The organism is Vibrio sp. GJ43-1, assembly GCF_055808835.1.
This window is the reverse complement of sequence record NZ_CM147885.1, coordinates 643,538-663,298: the sequence shown is the minus strand read 5'-3', so window position 1 is coordinate 663,298 and position 19,761 is coordinate 643,538. Positions and strand designations below refer to the sequence as shown.

17 protein-coding genes and 1 pseudogene are annotated in these 19,761 nt (G+C 44.0%); 9 read left to right on the top strand and 9 right to left on the bottom strand.

Annotated features, from left to right (window positions below; genetic code table 11):
* Positions 1–221 precede the first annotated feature (221 nt).
* Both AC0L66_RS20260 and AC0L66_RS20255 read left to right on the top strand, forming a co-directional pair.
* Positions 222–767 (top strand): HAMP domain-containing protein, encoded by a 546-nt coding sequence (locus AC0L66_RS20260; RefSeq protein WP_473570638.1) that lies wholly within the window; start codon positions 222–224, stop codon positions 765–767.
* Positions 751–3,165 (top strand): tetratricopeptide repeat protein, encoded by a 2,415-nt coding sequence (locus AC0L66_RS20255; RefSeq protein WP_473570636.1) that lies wholly within the window; start codon positions 751–753, stop codon positions 3,163–3,165. The genes AC0L66_RS20260 and AC0L66_RS20255 overlap by 17 nt, the downstream gene beginning before the upstream one ends.
* Positions 3,166–3,334: 169 nt before the next feature.
* Here AC0L66_RS20255 and AC0L66_RS20250 read toward each other — a convergent pair whose 3' ends face one another.
* Entirely contained in the window at positions 3,335–3,829 is a 495-nt protein-coding gene (locus AC0L66_RS20250; RefSeq protein ID WP_265675758.1) for a YcxB family protein, read from the bottom strand.
* A 188-nt stretch (positions 3,830–4,017) separates the two neighbouring features.
* Here AC0L66_RS20250 and AC0L66_RS20245 point away from each other — a divergent pair.
* Positions 4,018–4,609, top strand: a pseudogene (locus tag AC0L66_RS20245) (IS3 family transposase).
* Between the two features lie 175 nt (positions 4,610–4,784).
* On the top strand, positions 4,785–5,681 hold the full coding sequence (locus AC0L66_RS20240) for a LysR family transcriptional regulator (protein WP_473570634.1): 897 nt from the start codon (positions 4,785–4,787) through the stop codon (positions 5,679–5,681).
* Positions 5,682–5,691: 10 nt separating this feature from the next.
* On the opposite strand, the gene AC0L66_RS20235 is transcribed toward AC0L66_RS20240, so the two are convergent.
* Positions 5,692–6,762: a linear amide C-N hydrolase gene (locus AC0L66_RS20235; protein WP_473570632.1), complete on the bottom strand. Its 1,071-nt coding sequence runs from the start codon at positions 6,760–6,762 to the stop codon at positions 5,692–5,694.
* Between the two features lie 324 nt (positions 6,763–7,086).
* On the opposite strand from AC0L66_RS20235, the gene AC0L66_RS20230 reads away from it, so the two are divergent.
* The 3 genes from AC0L66_RS20230 (at position 7,087) to AC0L66_RS20220 (ending at position 9,110) form a co-directional block, all read left to right on the top strand.
* On the top strand, positions 7,087–8,337 hold the full coding sequence (locus AC0L66_RS20230; RefSeq protein ID WP_473570630.1) for a carcinine hydrolase/isopenicillin-N N-acyltransferase family protein: 1,251 nt from the start codon (positions 7,087–7,089) through the stop codon (positions 8,335–8,337).
* A gap of 101 nt (positions 8,338–8,438) precedes the next feature.
* Entirely contained in the window at positions 8,439–8,732 is a 294-nt protein-coding gene (locus AC0L66_RS20225; RefSeq protein WP_473570629.1) for a hypothetical protein, read from the top strand.
* Positions 8,733–8,885: 153 nt separating this feature from the next.
* Positions 8,886–9,110, top strand: a complete 225-nt coding sequence (locus tag AC0L66_RS20220; protein ID WP_473570929.1) for a hypothetical protein — start codon at positions 8,886–8,888, stop codon at positions 9,108–9,110.
* A 457-nt stretch (positions 9,111–9,567) separates the two neighbouring features.
* Here the strand turns inward: AC0L66_RS20220 and AC0L66_RS20215 are convergent, their stop codons facing one another.
* The 7 genes from AC0L66_RS20215 to AC0L66_RS20185 form a co-directional block, all read right to left on the bottom strand.
* Positions 9,568–10,998 carry an aspartate kinase gene (locus tag AC0L66_RS20215; protein ID WP_473570627.1) on the bottom strand — a complete coding sequence of 477 codons (1,431 nt, stop codon included), beginning with the start codon at positions 10,996–10,998 and terminating at the stop codon, positions 9,568–9,570.
* A gap of 113 nt (positions 10,999–11,111) precedes the next feature.
* The gene (locus tag AC0L66_RS20210; RefSeq protein ID WP_473570625.1) at positions 11,112–11,498 is read right to left on the bottom strand and encodes an ectoine synthase; all 387 of its coding nucleotides are present in this window, start codon (positions 11,496–11,498) and stop codon (positions 11,112–11,114) included.
* Positions 11,499–11,512: 14 nt separating this feature from the next.
* Positions 11,513–12,778: a diaminobutyrate--2-oxoglutarate transaminase gene (gene ectB, locus AC0L66_RS20205; protein ID WP_473570624.1), complete on the bottom strand. Its 1,266-nt coding sequence runs from the start codon at positions 12,776–12,778 to the stop codon at positions 11,513–11,515.
* A gap of 10 nt (positions 12,779–12,788) precedes the next feature.
* On the bottom strand, positions 12,789–13,343 hold the full coding sequence (gene ectA, locus AC0L66_RS20200) for a diaminobutyrate acetyltransferase (protein WP_473570622.1): 555 nt from the start codon (positions 13,341–13,343) through the stop codon (positions 12,789–12,791).
* Between the two features lie 512 nt (positions 13,344–13,855).
* Entirely contained in the window at positions 13,856–14,968 is a 1,113-nt protein-coding gene (locus AC0L66_RS20195; RefSeq protein ID WP_473570620.1) for an NADH:flavin oxidoreductase, read from the bottom strand.
* Between the two features lie 312 nt (positions 14,969–15,280).
* Complete coding sequence (locus AC0L66_RS20190) at positions 15,281–15,715, bottom strand: hypothetical protein (RefSeq protein ID WP_473570619.1); 435 nt, start codon at positions 15,713–15,715, stop codon at positions 15,281–15,283.
* A 324-nt stretch (positions 15,716–16,039) separates the two neighbouring features.
* Entirely contained in the window at positions 16,040–16,939 is a 900-nt protein-coding gene (locus AC0L66_RS20185) for a LysR family transcriptional regulator (RefSeq protein ID WP_473570617.1), read from the bottom strand.
* Positions 16,940–17,063: 124 nt separating this feature from the next.
* Here AC0L66_RS20185 and AC0L66_RS20180 point away from each other — a divergent pair, with 124 nt between their 5' ends.
* Both AC0L66_RS20180 and AC0L66_RS20175 read left to right on the top strand, forming a co-directional pair.
* On the top strand, positions 17,064–18,128 hold the full coding sequence (locus tag AC0L66_RS20180; protein WP_473570616.1) for an HlyD family secretion protein: 1,065 nt from the start codon (positions 17,064–17,066) through the stop codon (positions 18,126–18,128).
* Positions 18,129–18,131: 3 nt separating this feature from the next.
* Positions 18,132–19,694: a DHA2 family efflux MFS transporter permease subunit gene (locus AC0L66_RS20175; RefSeq protein ID WP_265675748.1), complete on the top strand. Its 1,563-nt coding sequence runs from the start codon at positions 18,132–18,134 to the stop codon at positions 19,692–19,694.
* Positions 19,695–19,761: the final 67 nt, after the last annotated feature.

Sequence of the window (19,761 nt, the reverse complement as noted above, 5' to 3'; positions counted from 1 at the left end):
CAGCAAAATGTGACAAGAGTCACATTACAATACCAACCGTTCGCTCTCTCCTATGCCCGCCATTTTTATACGATCCAACAGATGGCGAATTTGTGCTTCACTCTTGGCATACGGTTATATACTCAATATACAACTCGTTTAAGGAGAAACGTTATGTTGCGAGCATTACGGCTGCCCACCATGCTAAAGGGAATACGAACATGGTCATCTAAGCGATTGATATGGCGAATATTATTTATTGCTTTGTTCAGTGCCGTCATCAACGCAACACAGTTTTATTTTTTTATGCACAAACCCTGGATGTCCTTGCCCAACGGCTTTCTTTCCAGTTATTGCCTGAAGAGTTGAACGCCGTCGCGCAATCTTTACCATCTATGTACGATGCGATGAGTAACTGGCTTGTGCTACTGCTACTCTTACAGCTCGTGTTGGCAACATGGGCGGGGTGCTGGCTGAGCTATCGCCTATATGGACCCGTTGCTCGAATTCGCCATGCCTTAGTCGATATTTCTATGGGTAAACTCGCTACCGTCATTCACGTCCGTGATGGCGATGAGCTCACCGACATTGCTGAAGACATCAACGACAGTTCAGCGAGATTGCAAATTATGGTCATGAGTATGAAAGACAACCTCGACATGATAGACGGCTGCGATCTGCCCACAGAAACCGCGTTACACCTGGAGACGATTAGAGAGAACTTAGCCTATTTTGAGACCATCAACCTGGCCGACACTGCAGCGAATCCAAATGAGCCAACACAATAGTCATCAAAAGCGCCCAAGTTTACCCTTTGCGATTCTCATCTCGATGCTCATCGTAAGCTACGCATCACCGCTTAGCGCCACTGTAAACACCGATCCGATTGGCATCGGTATACAGTTTATTCAACAGGGTCAGCTCTCTCACGCTAAAACTCAGCTCGCCACGCAAACACCACCCTATCAAGGCGAAGCGTTATTTTTGGCGGCACGTATTGCTGAATTTGAGCATCGCTGGAACGACGCAATGTCACTGTATCGACGCTACCTCGCTCAAGATCCCTTTAGCGTTCATCGATTAGAAGCTCGAGCGGCCTTTGCTTTGCTGCGAGCGTATCGAAATGACCCATTACTCGGTGACTACCTTACTCTCATCCAGCTGCGTGATAAAAATGCGCTTTCAGAAATGCAGCAAGCCAGCCTTCGCTTATCCACTCGTTCTCCCCTTGAAGCGCTAGCTATAAAAGGCCAACTGCTTGTTGCTCATAGCCTATTAGAATTTGCCCAGCAACCTCAACAAGCATTGGATCATTACCTCAAGGTTGTTGCTGCAACCAAAAATATGGAAGCAGATTGGTATATTCAAGCTCTATTCGGTGCGGTGTTTTCTGCGCTCAGAAACCAGAAACCAGAACAAGCAAAACAATTTGCCAATCAACTGCAAACGAAACTCGATTCAAGTTGGGGCAGCCGAAATAGCCTGCTTGCCCGAAGTTGGCAGCAACGCTTGGACGCTATGACGTTTATGTTTAATTTACAGCAACAGACTCGTGCCACGCCAAGCGACCCTTTTCTGTGGGGGGTCGGTGCTCGGTTATTGCTGGATCATCCTGTGGGCAGCGGACAAAACTACGCGCCTGTATGGGAGACCTTATCGGATAACCAACTCGACGTACAAAGTGTCACTTTGTGGATCACACAACACAGTGACTGGCACTGGTTACGTAGTGATCTACTTCGTGGCGCACATCAGCATGGTTATGTTCCCATGATCAATTATTGGTTTTTTGGCGATCAAATCAGCCCTAGCTATGTACAAGCTAACCGACAGCGCTATCTCGATGAGGTCAAAAACAAACTTATTCCACTATTACGTGATTTACCTCAAGCCTATTTGATCCTTGAGCCCGAGTTTAATAAACAAGGAATTGAAACTTGGGATGGTTGGGATCCGCTGATGTTGGAAGTCATTGCGTTAATTCGAACGCATGCGCCACAAATTAAAGTGGGCCTTGGTCTTGGGGACTGGGATCAACCAGGCAGCACGCCCAGCTATAACAGCGCGAAAAAAAGCATTGAAGCAAGCGATTTTGTCGCCAGTATGTTAATGCTATCAAGTTACACTGAACGCGCGCACTCGGCTCCGGATTGGTCGCCGTGGATTCGAGCGCTTCGCTTAGGCGAGCAATTGCAACAGCGCTTTAATAAACCCTGGATGCTCGCCTATTTATCGATAGCCTCTCAACCTAACTGGCAAGCGCAACAAGCCAATGAGCTGGACAAACTGACCTTTTATTTACCCATGTTACGTCAGCTCGGCTTATTTGCACTCAATTGGTTTTCCCTCACAGACGAGCCCAATCAGACAGGATGGTTTTCTGATGCCGAACAAAGCTTTGGCTTACTTGATGCCAACTACCAGGCGAAAACAGCCTTAACCACTTATCGCTCACTCACCGCTCAGCACACCACGAACGCGTCGACGCCAAAGATCGAAGATTTCAGTGTGGAAAAACAACAAGGCAACCCATTACCTCACTGGCAAGTCAACGCGACAATGAGTCACTGGAGCCGATGGGAGCTGAGTATCTCACAAGACAGTAATACCTGGACAACTCGTGGTGCGGGGGATGCTTTCACCCTTAGCTGGTATGGGCAAATGCTGCCTAACTGGGCAGAAACAGGAACAGTGACCATTCAACTAAAACTTAATAATAAATCCGTCAAACAAGTGACCACATCTTGGATCGCCTCCTCCCTTCCACGTATGGAAATTAACGAACAAGCTAACCTCGCCACTTGGCACACCTGGCAAAAATTGCCTTGGCGCTCCCTTGAGCCCAGCCTGCTAGGGCGCCCCAACAGTGGATCGCTCGAGTTGGTGGTGACGGGGCTCAACACTGATCAACTTAATGGGCTCTATATCGGGTTTATCGACCAACATGGCTTCTATCAAACATTGTCAGCGTCTGGGTACACTTATAGAAACGAGGCCGAGATTGCAATTCATGTGCCCCTTTCTGATTTTAAGCAAAACTGGGGGAAATTTGAAAACGGCGTGCCGATATGGCGTGAAGAAGCGGTTGGAAACCTTGCCATTGTTATACAAAATACTCGTCAGCAACCACTGGCATTTAGAGTGAAAACCATGCAGTTGCTACTCCCTAAAGGTCAACAGTTGTGAGCAAGGCATAAATAAGAAAGTTTCACACGAACGCCGACAAATCACCTAAGTCGAGAGACAACCGAGTATGAATGTACCATGCTCGGCCGACTGATTGTGAGTCAAAGGCTTTTACAAACGTCATATTACAGAGTGAACTCGGATAACCTCAGCCATGCGCGCATTAAGGTTAGTTCATTTTTGATATGGCGTGCTGCTCTACAATGAACGCGATATTTTCATCATTTAAGCAAGATTTACTGACATATTGCCGCTGCTTACCCATATGAAAAATAAACCCTAAATCGCTTTGCTCAAGTTGGTCAATTTCACTCCAAGCGATACTACGCGTGTTATTACCGTTTTTATACGTCACCCCGTTAGCGTCACCCTGAAATACCACTTTGCTACCAGCGCTCATACTGAGAGTTTGTCGCCATAGCCACCAAGTTCTCTTAAAGTAAACACTGAGCGCTTCAATAACACTCAACACGATAAAGAACCAACCAATGTAACTGCTGGGCAATAGCTCAAACATAACTAAAACCGCGCCAAAAAGAAGAAAAAGTACGCCTTTTAAATAGGATTTTGGGAATGTAGTAGGCAGGCTAGTTTGATCGTAGCACTCTGCAAAAAAGGGTTTGTCGAGAGTGTATTCTGTGGTGAAACCAATATCTTTGGGCATATGTGGCAACTTTAAGGTTTTCTGTGAATGAGTATCGAATGCTGCGAGCTCGCAACTCCGGTATTGTATCGCTTCTTAGTGCTTATCTTTAGCTATTTTGCCGCTCTTTTGTAAATCAATGATACTGAATAGCCACTGACTTGATAGACGCCTTTTAGTTAGACAAAATAACTAATCAAGAGGTGCTTATGAACAGTAAAAGATATCCTGAAGAATTTAAAATTGAAGCCGTTAAGCAAGTAACTGAAAAAGGTCATAGTGTGGCTGAAGTTGCCGCTCGTTTAGGAACCACCACTCCTAGTCTCTATGCCTGGATCAAACGGTATGGCCCAGACTCCTCTCTTCATCAAACCAAGTCCGATGAAAACGCAGAGATCCGTCGACTCAAAAAAGAATTGCAACGGATGACTGAAGAGCTGAATGACCAAAGAGCTAGCATTAGACGCTCTTCTGATGGTGATCTGGCGGCGTTCTCCGATAAACAATGTACTCGTGCATTCAGATCAGGGTAGCCAATATACAAGCCATGATTGGAGTTCCTTTTTAAAGCAACATGGGCTAGAAGGAAGTATGAGCCGCCGAGGGAGCTGCCATGACAATGCTGTCGCAGAAAGCTTTTTCCAGCTATTGAAAAGAGAACGGGTTAAGCGAAAAATTTACTCTACGAGAGAAGATGCTCGAACCGATATCTTCGAGTATATCGAAATGTTTCACAACGTGAATCGAAGGCATGGTTCCAATAATCAACTGTCGCCTGTAGAGTATGAAAAGCAAGGCTAACTAGCGTCTAGTGATGTGGTGGCTATTCACCATGGCGTATAAGCCCTATACTAGCCGTGTATTAGTTTCCCACTGTCCTATTCTAAATGCTGCTTCTATCGGTAACCAATGTTGATGGCTAGAATAAAAGCCATGTAGTACAGAAATTATTTAACTCATCTGTAAAGGTATGTAAATGATAAATTTAGAACAGGTCAATATATTTGTTTTAGCGTGCAAGCTTGGCTCTTTCTCAGCTGTGGCTCGTGACCTAAACAAAACACAAAGCTCTGTAAGCACAGCTATAGCAAATTTAGAACTTACCCTAGATGTAAAGCTATTTGACCGTACGTCAAAGTACCCAAGTTTGACCGAAGAAGGAGAACGCCTTTATCAGCAAGGTAAGCTACTATTGCGACGCGCTGAAATAATGCAACATTTCGCCCAATCGATAAATAATGAAATCGAATCTAGTTTAGTTATAGGTATGGATTCATTAGTGCCAATCCTTTGTATAGATGCGCTCTTGGAAAAAGTCTCTCAAACCTTCCCGCATTGCCAATTGCAAGTAAAGACACTATCTAGTCAAGAGTTAAACCAAGCTGTCCTAGATAATACTGTTGATTTCGGCATTGGTTTTGTTTCAAGGGACTCCCCTGACTACCTAGAGTTCATGGTTATACAGCAACTTGAATGGGTATGTATTTGTAGTCCAGATTCAACACTTGCTGATATGAAGCTGGTTGATAATGAGACCCTAATGGGCGAGCGTCAGCTTTGCTGCCATAGCATGCTAGATAACTCTGTCCTATCTGATCTCACTCGCCTGTCACAGCAGATTTGGGTGACTGATCAGCAAGAAGATATGTTACGGCTGGTAGAGCAAGGGATTGGCTGGGCAATCGTACCAAAGTTGTTACAAGAAGAAAGAGAGTCAATGGGCACATTATCGACTTTCCAAGCGGAATTTAGCCTTACCCCTTTATTTTTTCCTATCGAGATACTGTGGAAAAAGTCATCTTCACAGGGACAAGTGAGGCGTTTTTTTATGGATGAATTAGTTTCAATGAATATAAAAAAAGGCCTTCCTTAGCCAAAACTTACTATTTGCATTCGCCAAAGGTGACGGTCGCTTTCCCTTCGTTTGCTTGTTGTACTAAATCTGCACAGACGCGAGAATCAAAGGCTTTAATATCGTTGATGTTGAAACGAACTTCTTTGTAAGTATCCAGGTCACGGAATTTGAATGAGCCATTTTCAAAGTTGTAGATATATTGATTCCAAGTCGCGTAACTTAGATTATTCGTATGGTCAATAATATCCTGCGGCACCAAGTTTCCAGCATCAAAAGTGCTTTGTAATTTTCCTTCAATCTGCGCCCAGCTTTTTCCTTCTTCAAATTTCACGTGATGCGTAAGATATAAACCACGAAGATTTCGGTCCGCAGAGGAAATCGAGTTTGGAATTACTTGATTGGTGATCACACTATCTAGATCAAAATTATTCACGTAAGCACGGTGGTCTTGTTGTAAAGGCGCGTTAGTCATAATCCGCAGATCCGATGCAACATTACCTTCGTGGATAACAGTGACGCCATCTTTATTCAACTGAAACAGGGCAATATCACCCGATTTATCCTGTACTGAAAAGTGAACGCCATGTGGAACCCCTTTGACGCCATCTTTCCATGCGAATTGGTAATCACCTTTTTTGAAACTAGATACGGCATCTTTTACGGTCTTAAAATTTTCAGCTAAATAGGCTGGGACATCGATCAGGCTGATAGCCATTGCTCCGCTGTCTTTATGGTCCTTTAGAAAAGCTTTAGATGGATCCATATATAGCAGTGAAGCACTGAAACCTTCAACATTAATTGCTTCTAAAGAGGCACCGCCAAACTCATCGCTTATATTTTCCTCTAGTGAAACAGTTTGGAAGTGAGTTGTCCATTTAGCTGGGTTGGCATAACTTGATAATTTATAGGTTATACGCTCTGTACCCACAGGGTTTACTACTGCACTCGTCCCCATTTGTTCGGCCCAATCCAGAGTACGTACAGTAGAAACACCATAAGGAGTATCTATTGTCATTCTGCTACAAGCGTTAGCAGCACTGGCACCGATAATTGTAGATGCGATAACAACGCTTAAGAGTGTTTTAGTCAAAGTCTTCATAATATTAAACCCCGTCAAAGTGATTATAGCTCCCTGCTCTTGTCTCCTATGGCGCAGAGTAACAACAGTGAAATAACGAGCAAGTTTGTTCCCATCGGAACTTTCGATAGGTAACTAAATCACTTCGAAATAAACGCACTCTTTAACTGCTAGGTAAAAATCGAAGCCCCTGCTAGCTGATAATTTGCGTTCAGCTTAAGCTCAACTTTGAAAATCATCGCTAACATACCGCACCGCCAAATAACAACTCGGTAAGTGGATCGTTTTATTATCGATTTAAATTTATTATTAGAATAATCAAAATATCAAGCAGAAGGTTTAAATATGAAAAAAACGATACTATCAACCATCGTAACTATGGTGGTATTAGGCACTACTCTCAACGTTCACGCCAAAGAAGCCCCACAGCAGGCTACCGCAGCTAACGGAGTTACAATTGATTTAACTGGTGATTTTTACAGTCCGAATGAAAACCAGGTCGTACAACACACGCCGCCTGTCATTGAGTTTTCTGGCCTCAACCACCAAGGGGGAAAAGATATCGCAAAAGGATATGCTGAGCAATTTTCCCCTACTGTCATGCCTAATCATATAAACAATTACCTTGCTGACATAAAGCAGACTATTGGCCGACAGAAGATGGATGAAATTTTAGCGACAAAATCTTCTGTAGCTGAACTATTCCCAGAATTGCTTGCATTCTACCGTGGAATAGGTGAGGTCACTGGGCACAGTGAAGACGAGGTTTATTTGGCAGCTTGGGGAGAAGATGGGCTATTCGCAACCAACGTTAATCAACTTGTCGGCAAGTCTTTGGACACTTTGAGAGAAAAGACACTTATACAACGTGGCTGCACCGCGATAGGTTGGAGTAACGGTATCATTGGACAGAATCAAGACATGCCTATTGAACTTACAGGTTATGCGGCTATTTGGAAAAGCGACAATTTAATTGTACAAGCAGGAACCCCTTTATTCACTGCGATGTCAATGAGCAAAGAGATGGCAACGACGCTAAATACTGTCGACACCTTACTTAAAGCCCCACTCGAAAACGGGGCTCCTATAAGTGGAATTTCAATGGCGATGGTTGCTAAATTCAATAATGTTGAACAGGCGATAGACACCTTAGAAAACCTGTCAGTCAATGCCGCCTATGCGACTCACTTTGTTGACAGGCATGGAAATATCGCCACTGTAGAAAATCAACTCGGAAAAAATGTAGTGATTGACGGCTCAGCCAAAGGGTACATTACGCATTCTAATCACCCATTGGGGCAAGAACAAAACCTTGCTGAACGCCATGCTCAAGGTGACATGAGAGCTTTTGATAAGGCTGTGGGAAATACACTATGGCGAAATGAAGTCGCACAATCTGCCGCAAAACTGAGTCCGTACCGAAATATTGCTGCATTAAAGAGTATATTTCGCTCACCGCCTTTGTTGAAAGCACCTTATAATGGTAATACTTTTGTAACCAGCAACTCAGTGATTCATGACTTAAATGAAGGGTGTAGCTATGGTACGTCATGGTTACCCACAGCTGTTGAATACACCAAAGTGTGTTTTGAGTAAACGTAATTCAAGTGAAAGAGCTCTTTTAAAACAAAGAGATTACTTACCAATTTAACAATACCTCGCCAGTGACGATTGCAAAGTATTCAGGTCAATTCAGTGTGCCCAAAAATACAGAGTTATATGGTGTCGTCTCTCCGGAGTGGTCAAAAAAGAAAAAAATGTTTGAAATCAAGCGCGATGGCGATTGGAAGGTTGTTGAAGTAACACGTAAGAAAGTCTCACCTGGTGCGGAGGTAGAGTTTAAGATCCGCATCTATTCACCCTCTCCGATGACCAAATGGACACTATGGTCTTTGGTACTCTTTCTCTCCGGTGCACTACTTTGGAAACGTCGTGATGTACTTGAAATGTTAGATAACAATCCATCCGAAAACAAAGCTACTTATCGCTGACGGTATGGGGGATTTGCCTAACCCACAACTTGATGGAAAAACACCATTAGAGTATGCGCATACACCTCATATGGCGTATTTGGCCTATCAAGGGTTGTTTTGCATGTAAAATCACCAGATTTTGCGGGGCACGATAATTTACCACTGGTAAAAGTGGAGATGGCTGAAAAGTTTGATCAGATGATTGGCTATATTTTGGAACATATAGACCTTGATAATTGTTATGTCGGATATACAAGCGACCACTCTACACCGTGCATTCATCGAGACCACTTAGTCGATCCCGTCCCTTCATTTTTTGCAGGTACGGATGTTCGAAAAATGGAGCTAAATGGGTTTGGGGAGAAATATCTCAACCATGGCGCGCTGAATATATGACTGGACGAGAGTTTTTTTTCTACTCAAATGGATTATCTTGGTGTGATCTGAACCAGTGATAATGGACATTCACGTAAGCGACTTTTCCATGCTTTTGCTAAATTGGGGTTTTCACTAAAACGAAAATGTCCAAAAACGTGCCAGTTCGGTTTTTATCAGCGTAGAATAAATTCCGGCATGTGACTGCCTCCACAAATAAAAGCTAACCGTCATCCCCTTGAAAAAGGGGATGACGGCCTAATTGGGATGGGTAGAAGAGCGATAAGCTAAGCGCTTTCTGTCCAGAAACATGTCAGCTCAGCTCTCGTCAATGCAGAATAGATTCTGGCATGCTACTGTTCCCAAAAATCAAAACTGTATTTTTAAGTTATAAATGGCAGTGTACGAATACTGCCATTTAGTGTCATTCTTTATTACTCTCCCACAACAAAAGCCCCTACAACAAAGTAGTGACGAATTACGCCACTTTTGTTGCATTAGAACATTCATCAACGGTGTCAAAAAACTCATCATGCAACGCGCAAATTGCGGCGCAGTACTCTTTATTCCCGACCACAAACTGTACATTTACATTACGCATAGATGAATGCAGAGCCACTGGCGTAATACCGTTGTTCATTAGCGCCAACACACCTTGAGCTAAGGATTTATTGGTGTCAATCTGCGATCCAATGACGGATATTAGTGCCACCATGCGCCCCTTTATTTCTGCACTTGGATAGCGTTTTTCTGCCTTATACAACACTTTATTTAGGCTTTCCGTGCTTCCACCAAGGTAGTAGGTCATTGAGTTAGCATTCATTTCTTTACCAATCAAACTGACATGTGCATCGGCAATAATCTGCATGAGTTCATAACTGACGTTATCAATCTGCCCAACCATGGCTTGATCGAACAAATGCAGTGCAAACACTTCCTCTTTACCGGCAATAATTTCAACTTTGTTCGCCGTTGGGCGGTGACCGCCACTGATCAATGTACCCGGATGATCAGGCTCAAAGGTGTTTTTTATCTGCAGTTCGATGTTGCTCTCTCGCAAGCCAGCCGCTGCATTGGGATGGATCGCTTCCATCCCTAAGCTTGCAAGCTGATCCGCGACATCGTAGTTGGTATGCCCTATAGGAAAGACCTTCTCTGATCCAACCATTCGCGGATCAGCTGAACTTAAATGGTACTCTTTATGAATGACGGCAAGATCGGCATTGGTTATCGACGCAATTCGGCTGAATGTCATTTCGCTATAACCGCGATCATAGGTAGACATCAACCCTTCACTGCAAGATGCATAACCTGTGACAATCGGCAGTTCTTTGCTGACATCAATATCGCGAAATACCTCTCGAATGTGATCATCTAACTTCTGTGGCGTTTCTGAATTCCAACCCGACAAGTCGACAAACTTGGCGTTAATGCCCAAGTTTTTTAATTTTAACGCGGTATTAAACGCACTGTGCGCCTCTCCCATCGACGCTAAAAATTCACGAACTTGCGGCAGATAATGACGTAATGAAAACTGCCCATACTGACAAGTTTCTAGAATGTTTGAAATGCAGTTTTTTGCCTCTGAGAAGCGCGAACGAATAAATTTATCCGCGCGCATGCGGCTCATGGGATCCGCAAACATGTTTTCATTGGTCAGCAACATACGCTGCTCAACATAATTTAGGGCGTCTTGCCAATTCTCATCTCGCTTCGCAACTCGCTGATAGACACCGGGCTTACTGGTTTTTTTACACTCCAGTAATGCGTCTGTCATTCCGCCATACGCCGACACCACAAATACTCGGTTATAACGATGTTCTGGCGCAGGGTGCAAAAAGATATTTTCGAGCACAGCATCAAATGCGGTCATAGATGTACCGCCGATTTTCTCTACGGTATAAGTCATAAGGGGGCCTTAATAAAGTATTGCTTCGGTAAAAAAGAATGGGAGTGAGGCATATCACCTCACTCTTCATAACAGTGTAAGGAGGCTCAATCGCCTTAATCGCCTTAATCGCCTTAATCGACTAGAGGATAGACACCATTTTCGTCGTGGACTTCTTTATCGGTTATTGGCGGGTTGAACACACAAGCCATCACCATTTCTTTACCCTTATAAGCTCTTAAGTAGTGCTCATCATTTTTATCTAAAATGTACAACGTACCAGGTTTAATTGGGTAGGTTTTTCCATCTACCACTTCAATCTCGCCTTCGCCACTCATGCAGTAAACCGACTCGAGATGATTTTGATAATGAATGTGCGTCTCGGTATTCTCATAGATCGTTGTAATATGAAATGAGAAACCCATTTTGTCATCTTTGAGTAACATGCGGACACTTTCCCACGTTTCCGACGCTACTCTACGCTCGCTATCGCGACACTCATCTAATGTTCTTACTATCATCTTTACTTCCTTGATTAAGATGCTTTTTTAAAGCGTTTCGCGACAACGGATTCCACCGCATTTTCAAAAATAGACAGACCTTGATTTAATTCAGCCTGAGTGATCGTCAGTGGGCAAAAGAACTTCACCACCTCATCATTTGGACCCGCCGTTTCGATGACCATACCGTTTTCAAAGCACGCTTTGGCGATGTCATTCGATAATTCACCATTATGGCACTCAACACCTATCATCATTCCACGCCCTTTTTGTTGAACAAACACTTCTGGATGACGTTGAATATTGCGCTGAATAACGTCAGAGACCGCTTCAGAACAGCGGGCGATATGAGTTTCAAGTTGATTATTTGACCAATAGGTCTCAAGCGCTTTTGTTGCTGTCACAAATGCATGATTGTTACCGCGGAAAGTACCGTTGTGTTCACCCGGCTTCCAAATATCCAGCTCAGGGCTCAGTAATACCACCGCCATTGGTAGTCCATAACCACCAATAGATTTGGATAGCGTCACCATGTCCGGTTTAATACCCGCAGGTTCAAAACTAAAGAACGTCCCTGTGCGACCACAACCGGCTTGAATGTCGTCAATAATCAATAAAATGTCATTCTGTTTGCAGATTTTGCTTAAACGCTGTAGCCACGTGTTAGACGCGACGTTCAAGCCACCCTCGCCTTGTACCGTTTCCATTAGCACAGCGGCAGGCTTGTCCATTCCAGCCGAGTTATCATTCAACATGGTTTCAAATAGCTTAAGGCCATCAATATCGGCATAACCTTCAAAAGGAATACGCGTCACATTGTTTAGGCTCATCCCTGCACCCTGACGGTGATGTTGGTTACCCGTTGCGGCTAACGCACCAGCAGTACAACCGTGAAAACCGTTGGTAAATGCCACAATCGAGCTGCGCCCGGTTACTTTACGCGCCAGTTTCAGCGCGGCTTCTACGGCATTTGTGCCCGTTGGACCGGTAAATTGAACCTTATAGTCCAACCCTCTAGGCGCTAAAATATAGCGCTGAAGCGCCGTTAAAAATTCCGCTTTTGCGTCAGAGTGCATATCGAGGCCGTGAGTAATACCGTCTTTCTCAATGTATTCCAGCAAGGCTTGTTTAAATACCGGATTGTTGTGGCCATAATTCAGTGATCCTGCACCAGCAAGAAAGTCTAGATAACGCTCTCCTTTGTCAGTTTCAAGCCAGCACCCTTTTGCTTTGGTGAACATAACTGGAAAACTGTTTGAGTAAGATCGTACTTTCGATTCTTGCTTGTTAAAAATATCCATGATAGACCGTTTAATTTCCTATTTTTTGAGTGTTTTTTAGCGGGATTCGATACAAGAATTCGGTATCGTGCTCCCCCTTAAAATGAATTTGTTCGTCTAGAAATGTACTGACTTCACCTTGTTGGCCCTGTTGCGAATCAAGTTTTTTAAACAATGCCCATGACGCGCTATTTTGTTTGGTGATCGTGGTTTCTACCGCTACGACAGATCGAAGTATGTCTCGATTGAGCAAATGGCTAAGCATGTTAAAAGCAAGCCCCTTACCTCGATAATTCGGAGAAACCGCTACTTGCCAAACAAATAGTGTCTCGGGATCGTCCGGCTTGCGATAAGCAGAAATAAAACCTGCAATGTCATCACCGTAGCGCGCGATAACACAAGTTCGGCTAAAGTGCGTAGATTGCAAAAAGTTGCAGTATGAGGAGTTCATATCGAGGGGAGGGCAGACGGCAATAAGGTCAAAAATGTCATTTCCATCATCGCCAGTCGGTTCTAAAAACGTCCATTCTTTACTTGGTTTTTCACTCGTTTCGGGATACATCACCCAAGGTGCTGATGTAATCATGCGCTGATACATTTCCTTTGTACTCTAAGTAAAAATTCGCCTTTATTAGTTCATAATTAGAGAGCCAAATCAAAGTTAGGCGCCAAAAAACCCAAGAAATGTGAGCGATAACGCATAAAGGAAATATATATATGCACAAAAAATCATTCGCATGTGATTAGAGCTCTAATCTTTTTTAATCATTCACTTCTATACGTTTCGCATAAAGATAAACAAAAAGGCGGTAAATAGCTTAAAAACTCACCCGGAAATGAATGCCAGTTTCTCGTCTATTTATGTGGAATAAAAAACCATTAAACGCGCTGGAACTCACGCTAAAAAATCAGCCACAATCAACACAATTTTGGGGTGGCGAGAAGCAGTATTTGAGAAGGTTTGCGAAAGGCAGTGAACATTGAGGAAAATAACGACGCTATGACATGACCATGCGGTATCGCATTCGCAGATAGGCATGTACGCGAATAGGCACATCAACAGATGGACACATCATAGCTTGATAAGGGAATGGAGGGTTATAACGCGGCCAGTTGCGCTTTTCTGTCCTTGTTCACTACACAAAAATTACCACGTTTTGTGCGACACTTCGAACAACGCTCACATTCAACTGGTGAGCGATCGTCGGTTTGCCAACGTTTAATCAGGTGCGGTTCAGAAAGAAGCGGCCTAGATAGCGCAAAATATTGAATATTGGTCTTGGTCGCGATCGCATCAATTGCGTTGAACTCCTTTAAGCCACCTACCGTTATGACAGGCACACTCACTTCTTGACTAATTACGTCACCATATTCATGAAAATACCCTTCTTCTTGAATGGTGTAGCCATCATAAGATTGCCCAATCATGGTGTCGGCTTTACCGTGAACATTGCCTGAAATAATAATGCCATCCACACCAACTTGCTCTAGTGCTTGACAGATTTTACGTGTGTCATTAAAGGTTAAACCACCAGCAAAAAACTCCGAAGCCGTTAGCTTTACAAGTATCGGGAAAGCGTCTCCAACCCGTTGTCTTGTTTGTTGATAAATTTCTAGCAGAAATCGCATACGATTATCTAAACTGCCACCATATTCATCGTCTCGCTGGTTGTAATATGGGCTAAGAAATTGATTAATCAGGTATGTGTGCGCAGCATGAATTTCAATCCCATCAAAACCAGATTGTTTCGCCCTCAAAGCGGCTTTAGCAAACGCTTGAACGATATAGTCAATATCTGATTTTGTCATCGCGATGCCCGGAGTTTTCGTTCCCATTTCAGGTACATCACTCGGTGCGAAAATGACGCGTTCGCCAACATTGTAGGTCGTCTTTGTGCCCCCATAAGCCAATTGCATCACAATTTTTGAGCCGTGGGAATGAACACCTTCCGTGAGCTTTTTGTACTCATCAATAAAGGAATCATTGTAGATACCCATCATTCCTGCATTGGGTTTTTCTTCTTCAACAATATTGGCATAACCGGTAACAATAAGCCCTACTTCACCTTGTGCTAACTCTTCATAGATGGCGTATAGCTTGTCGGTCATATGACCGCTTTCCGTTGCCATATTTTCCCATGTTGCACTGCGGATAAAGCGATTTTTCAGCGTCATATTGCCAAGGCGGGTTTCTGTAAATAAGGTGCTCATTTTTTCTCTCACGTTCGATCATACGCCCTTCCTCTCTTTTAGTACTAAAGAGAACAAAAAGGACAAAAAGAACTGCCATTCACATAGGTGGCCGATCTTTTTGTCCTTTCATGTACGAGGTTAAAGGCTCGCGATTATTTTCTAGGGGCGATCATAGCGGCAACAGCCTCAACGAAACTTAATCTAGATTAAGATCACGTAAACTATTACCTAATGCGGATGAAGAAAAATACGCCGTAATGCATGCAGATAAGCATAGGTATACAAAATGGGGAGGAAGTGAAACCCAATCAATCCGACTGGGTTTAGCGGCTAAAATCTGAATCCTAGTAAGAAGCTAACCGTAGTCGCATCAAGACCAGTAGGCTCTTGCTCGCCGTCAATGTTGACCGTCTCGATGCCGACAAAACTTGCATGAACATTAAAAACAAGACGCTCGTTAATGGGATACCCAAAACCTAAAAACGGCAGATATTTGCGTTCCGTCAGTTGATAAATTTCCGCGCCTACGGTCTCAGAACCTACCGTCCCATACGCGTCAGCACTCATGTCTAAAACCATCTGCGTCACACCCAGTTTAAGTGATAACCCTTCCAACATGGTGTCAGAAAATTGATAGCCTACATAAAGGGTACCCAGTTGGCTGGAGCGCTTTTTAGTGTATGTTCCATTGCTGATCACCCCTTCATTGTAAGGGCCCGTTTCGTAATTATCAGTCGTGCTTAAATTAATCTGCGCACCAAGCACGTAGTTGTCGTAAACCAAACCCTCAATACTCGAGCAGCAAAAGATTTATTAGTATCCACGCCCGCATTAAACTGAAAACTATAAGCGCTAGAAGGTGCACTCATTATTAACAGGGTTAGCGGTAAGCTGAGTTTGTAAAGTTTCACTTTTTAATCCTTTAATCATTAGCTACCTAGCGCTAGATGGCTACAAAAACTAGATGCCTATAGACATTAGCACTTCTGTCGACGAATTATAGCGCACATTCCGCTTTTAAAAGAACCTCAAATATCAATTATCTGTATGAATCTACAACTGATTCTGTTCGCTTTGTTAACCACTCTTTCACTCTCCGCGTTGCTGGAAAGCCGCTAGCAAGTAATCGATAAATACCTTTTTTCGCTTAGGCATCAGTTTTCTCTCAGCATAGACAAGGCTCACCGACACCTCTGGCATGTTATAGTCGGGCAGTAAACGAATGAGGCGCCCGGCTTGAATATGCTCGCGGCAAATAAATTCAGGTAATACCGCAATCCCTAAACCGTCAATGCAAGCCGTCAAACAGGCGCTGATCGTATTGACTCTCAATTGGTAAGGCAGATCGATTTGTACCGATTCACCATCGGTCAATTGTAAATGCCATTTGGGTAAGCGCGCCGCTTTGTTAAAGACTTCAATCATTTTATGCGATGACGTCAAATCATGATGGGTGTCAACATGACCAAATTGCGCCAAATATCGAGAACTCGCCACCAGCACACGCGACGATGTCGTTAAGTAGCGAGACACTAAACTCGAGTCAACCAACTCACCGATTTGAGCATAAAGGTCAACCCCTTCTCCAATGACATCAACCTCACGGTTCGTCAGTTCCAAATGCATGGTGACATGAGGGTAAGCCTTTAAAAAACCGTGAATATCCGACGCAAGTACCTGGTGACCTAGCTCTACAGGTAACACTACATTCAACTTTCCACGCACTAAGTCTTGGCTCGCTGATACCTGGATCTCGGCTTGATTCATGATCTCCAACATCTGAATACTCGATTGATAAAATTGCTCGCCTTCCGGAGTCAGCACCAAACTTCGCGTCGATCGCGTGATCAATCTCACGCCTAGATGCTCTTCTAGTTCAGCCAATTTTCTACTTACTGTTGATTTTGTCATATTCAAAACTTCAGCTGCATGAGTAAAGCTTCCACAATCAACAACTTGAGTAAAAACACTCACCGCATTTAAATCCATAGAACTTCTCCACACCATCAATTAGTAAGAATATTGCAACAGTGTTTCTCTTTTTCCCATCTTATCAATTAATGGGAATCATTTACAATTCGTTACACCTAATGCCTGACACGATGAGTACACTATGACCGATAACACCTCTACTTCACCAATTACCGCTAAGAAAAAACGCAATAAAGCACCGCTAATTGCCACTGCAGTGATGCTGTCATTGGGTTTGCTGGGAAGTGTCTATTGGTTTGGTTACGGTCAGTACTTTGAATCAACGGATAACGCCTACCTACAAGGCGATATTACCAACATTAGCCCTAAGGTTTCGGGCTACATAGTGAAGTCCTACGTCACCGACAACCAATTAGTGAAAAAAGGCGATCTGCTGGTGCAAATCGATGATCGCGATTATCAGGCGACACTCGATCAAGCCAACGCGCATTTGTCCGTCGTCCAATCTAGCGTGCACAACCTTATTGCTCAGCAAACGCTACAGCGCAGTCAAATTTCTCAAGCAGAGAGTCGAGTTGATTCTGCACAAGCCGAATACGACCGCGCTCTGCAGCAGTCGGCTCGTTCTCGTAGCCTTCATCAGCGAAATTACGCCTCACAGGATGAAGTAGACAGCATGCTAGCACAACAAAAAGTCGCCCTTGCCGTCCTAGAAGAAGCGAAATCCAACGTTGTGGCCAGCAATGACCAAATGACCGTCATCGCCAGTGAAATCGCTCAGGCAAAAGCCTCTGTCACCGAAGCGCAAGCACAAGTAGAGCAGGCGCAACTCAACCTTGATTACACCAAAGTATACGCACCAAACGATGGCATTATTGGTAAACGCAGCGTACGAGAAGGCTTGCTTGTGCAATCTGGTGCTCCACTCATGAGCTTAGTGCCGAACAACAACGTTTGGATAGAAGCTAACTTTAAAGAAACGCAACTCAACGGCATTCATAAAGGTCAAAGTGTTGAAGTTGAACTCGATGCGTTTCCAGGTCAGCCTCTTAAAGGGGTAGTCGACAGCTTTTCCCCAGCAACGGGCGCTAAATTTGCGCTACTTCCGCCAGAAAACGCAACCGGGAACTTTACCAAGATCGTGCAACGTGTTCCGGTGAAAATCATCATCACCAATCAACAACAATTACAAGACCGTTTGTTACCAGGGTTGTCTGTTGTCGCTACGATTGACACGAGAGGCTAACCAATGAGCACTACCGCGACCATCACCTCTACCACCCAAAGCGACAACCAAACGAGCGACGTTTCGACCCGCCATTGGATCGCCTTATTTGGCGGGTTAATTGGCGCTTTCATGGCTATTTTAGATATCCAAATCACCAACTCGTCACTCAAAGACATTCAAGGCGCGCTCTCCGCAACACTGGACGAAAGCTCTTGGATATCAACATCCTACTTAGTCGCTGAAATGATCGCGATCCCTCTCAGTGGCTGGCTGTCAAAAGCACTAGGCAAACGCCGATACCTGACGTGGACCACCACTATATTTACCTTGTCGTCATTGCTCTGCTCATTTTCATGGAACATGACCTCAATGATTGTATTTCGTGCCATGCAAGGCTTTAGTGGCGGTGCGTTAATTCCACTGGCCTTCTCGCTCGTCATTCAGCTACTGCCGTTAAACAAACGAGCCGTGGGTATGGCACTGTTTGGCGTCACCGCCACCTTCGCCCCTTCCATTGGGCCAACCTTTGGTGGCTGGCTAACGGAAAATTTGTCGTGGCACTACATCTTTTACATCAATATTCCGCCCGCGCTACTCGTGATATCGATGATTCGTTACGGGCTAGACGATGAAAAACTCGACCTAGGCTCGCTTAAAAAAGCCGACTGGTTCGGGATTGCTACGATGGCGCTAGGCTTAGGTTGTTTAGAAGTGGTGTTAGAAGAAGGCAATCGCGAAGAATGGTTTAGCTCCAGCTTCATTATTGGTTTAAGTATTATTTCTACCGTCAGCTTGGTTTATTTTGTCATCAATGAGCTGCAACACAAAAAACCACTGGTCAACCTAAGGCTACTGAAAGACGGTCAGTTTGCTATGTCTTGCTTGGCGTATTTGATTTTGGGGATGGCACTGCTTGGATCAATCTATGTATTACCGATGTACTTAACACAAATTCAGCAATATAACGCGATGGAGATTGGTGAGGTACTCATGTGGATGGGCTTCCCACAATTGCTGATCTTTCCGTTGGTACCCAAGCTCACGCAGATAATTAAACCGAAATACTTGGTGACGTTTGGTTTTGCCATGTTTGGCTTTAGCTGTTACGTCAATACGCACATGACCGTTGATTTTGGCGGCCACCAATTAATTTTTTCAATGCTGCTTCGCGCTATTGGTAGCCCATTTATCATGGTACCGCTGTCTTTGGTCGCGATGAAAAACATCAGCAAAATGGATACCCCCGATGCCTCCACGTTAACCAATGTGATGCGCAACCTGGGGGGAGCATTTAGTATTGCCATCATCGCCACTCTGTTAGATAACAAAACCCGTGAACATTTAGGGCATATTAAAGAGTCTCTAACAAGCGTGAGCCAGCTAGGGTGGCAAACCCTGCACCAGCAGCAAGCCTTTTTTATGCAGTCTGGCAGTGATGCAGCCACAGCCATGCATCAAGCTCAAGCAACTCTATTAGCAACAATGCAGCGCGATGCGGCGATCATGGCTTACAATGACGTGTTCCTAATGATGACAGCATTTCTTGCCTTTGCAGCGCTACTTATTTTGAATATGAAAGATTAACGCCGACAAAAATGAAAAAAGCGTTAGCGACTTCTACGTCGCTAACGCTTAAAACATCATATTATTG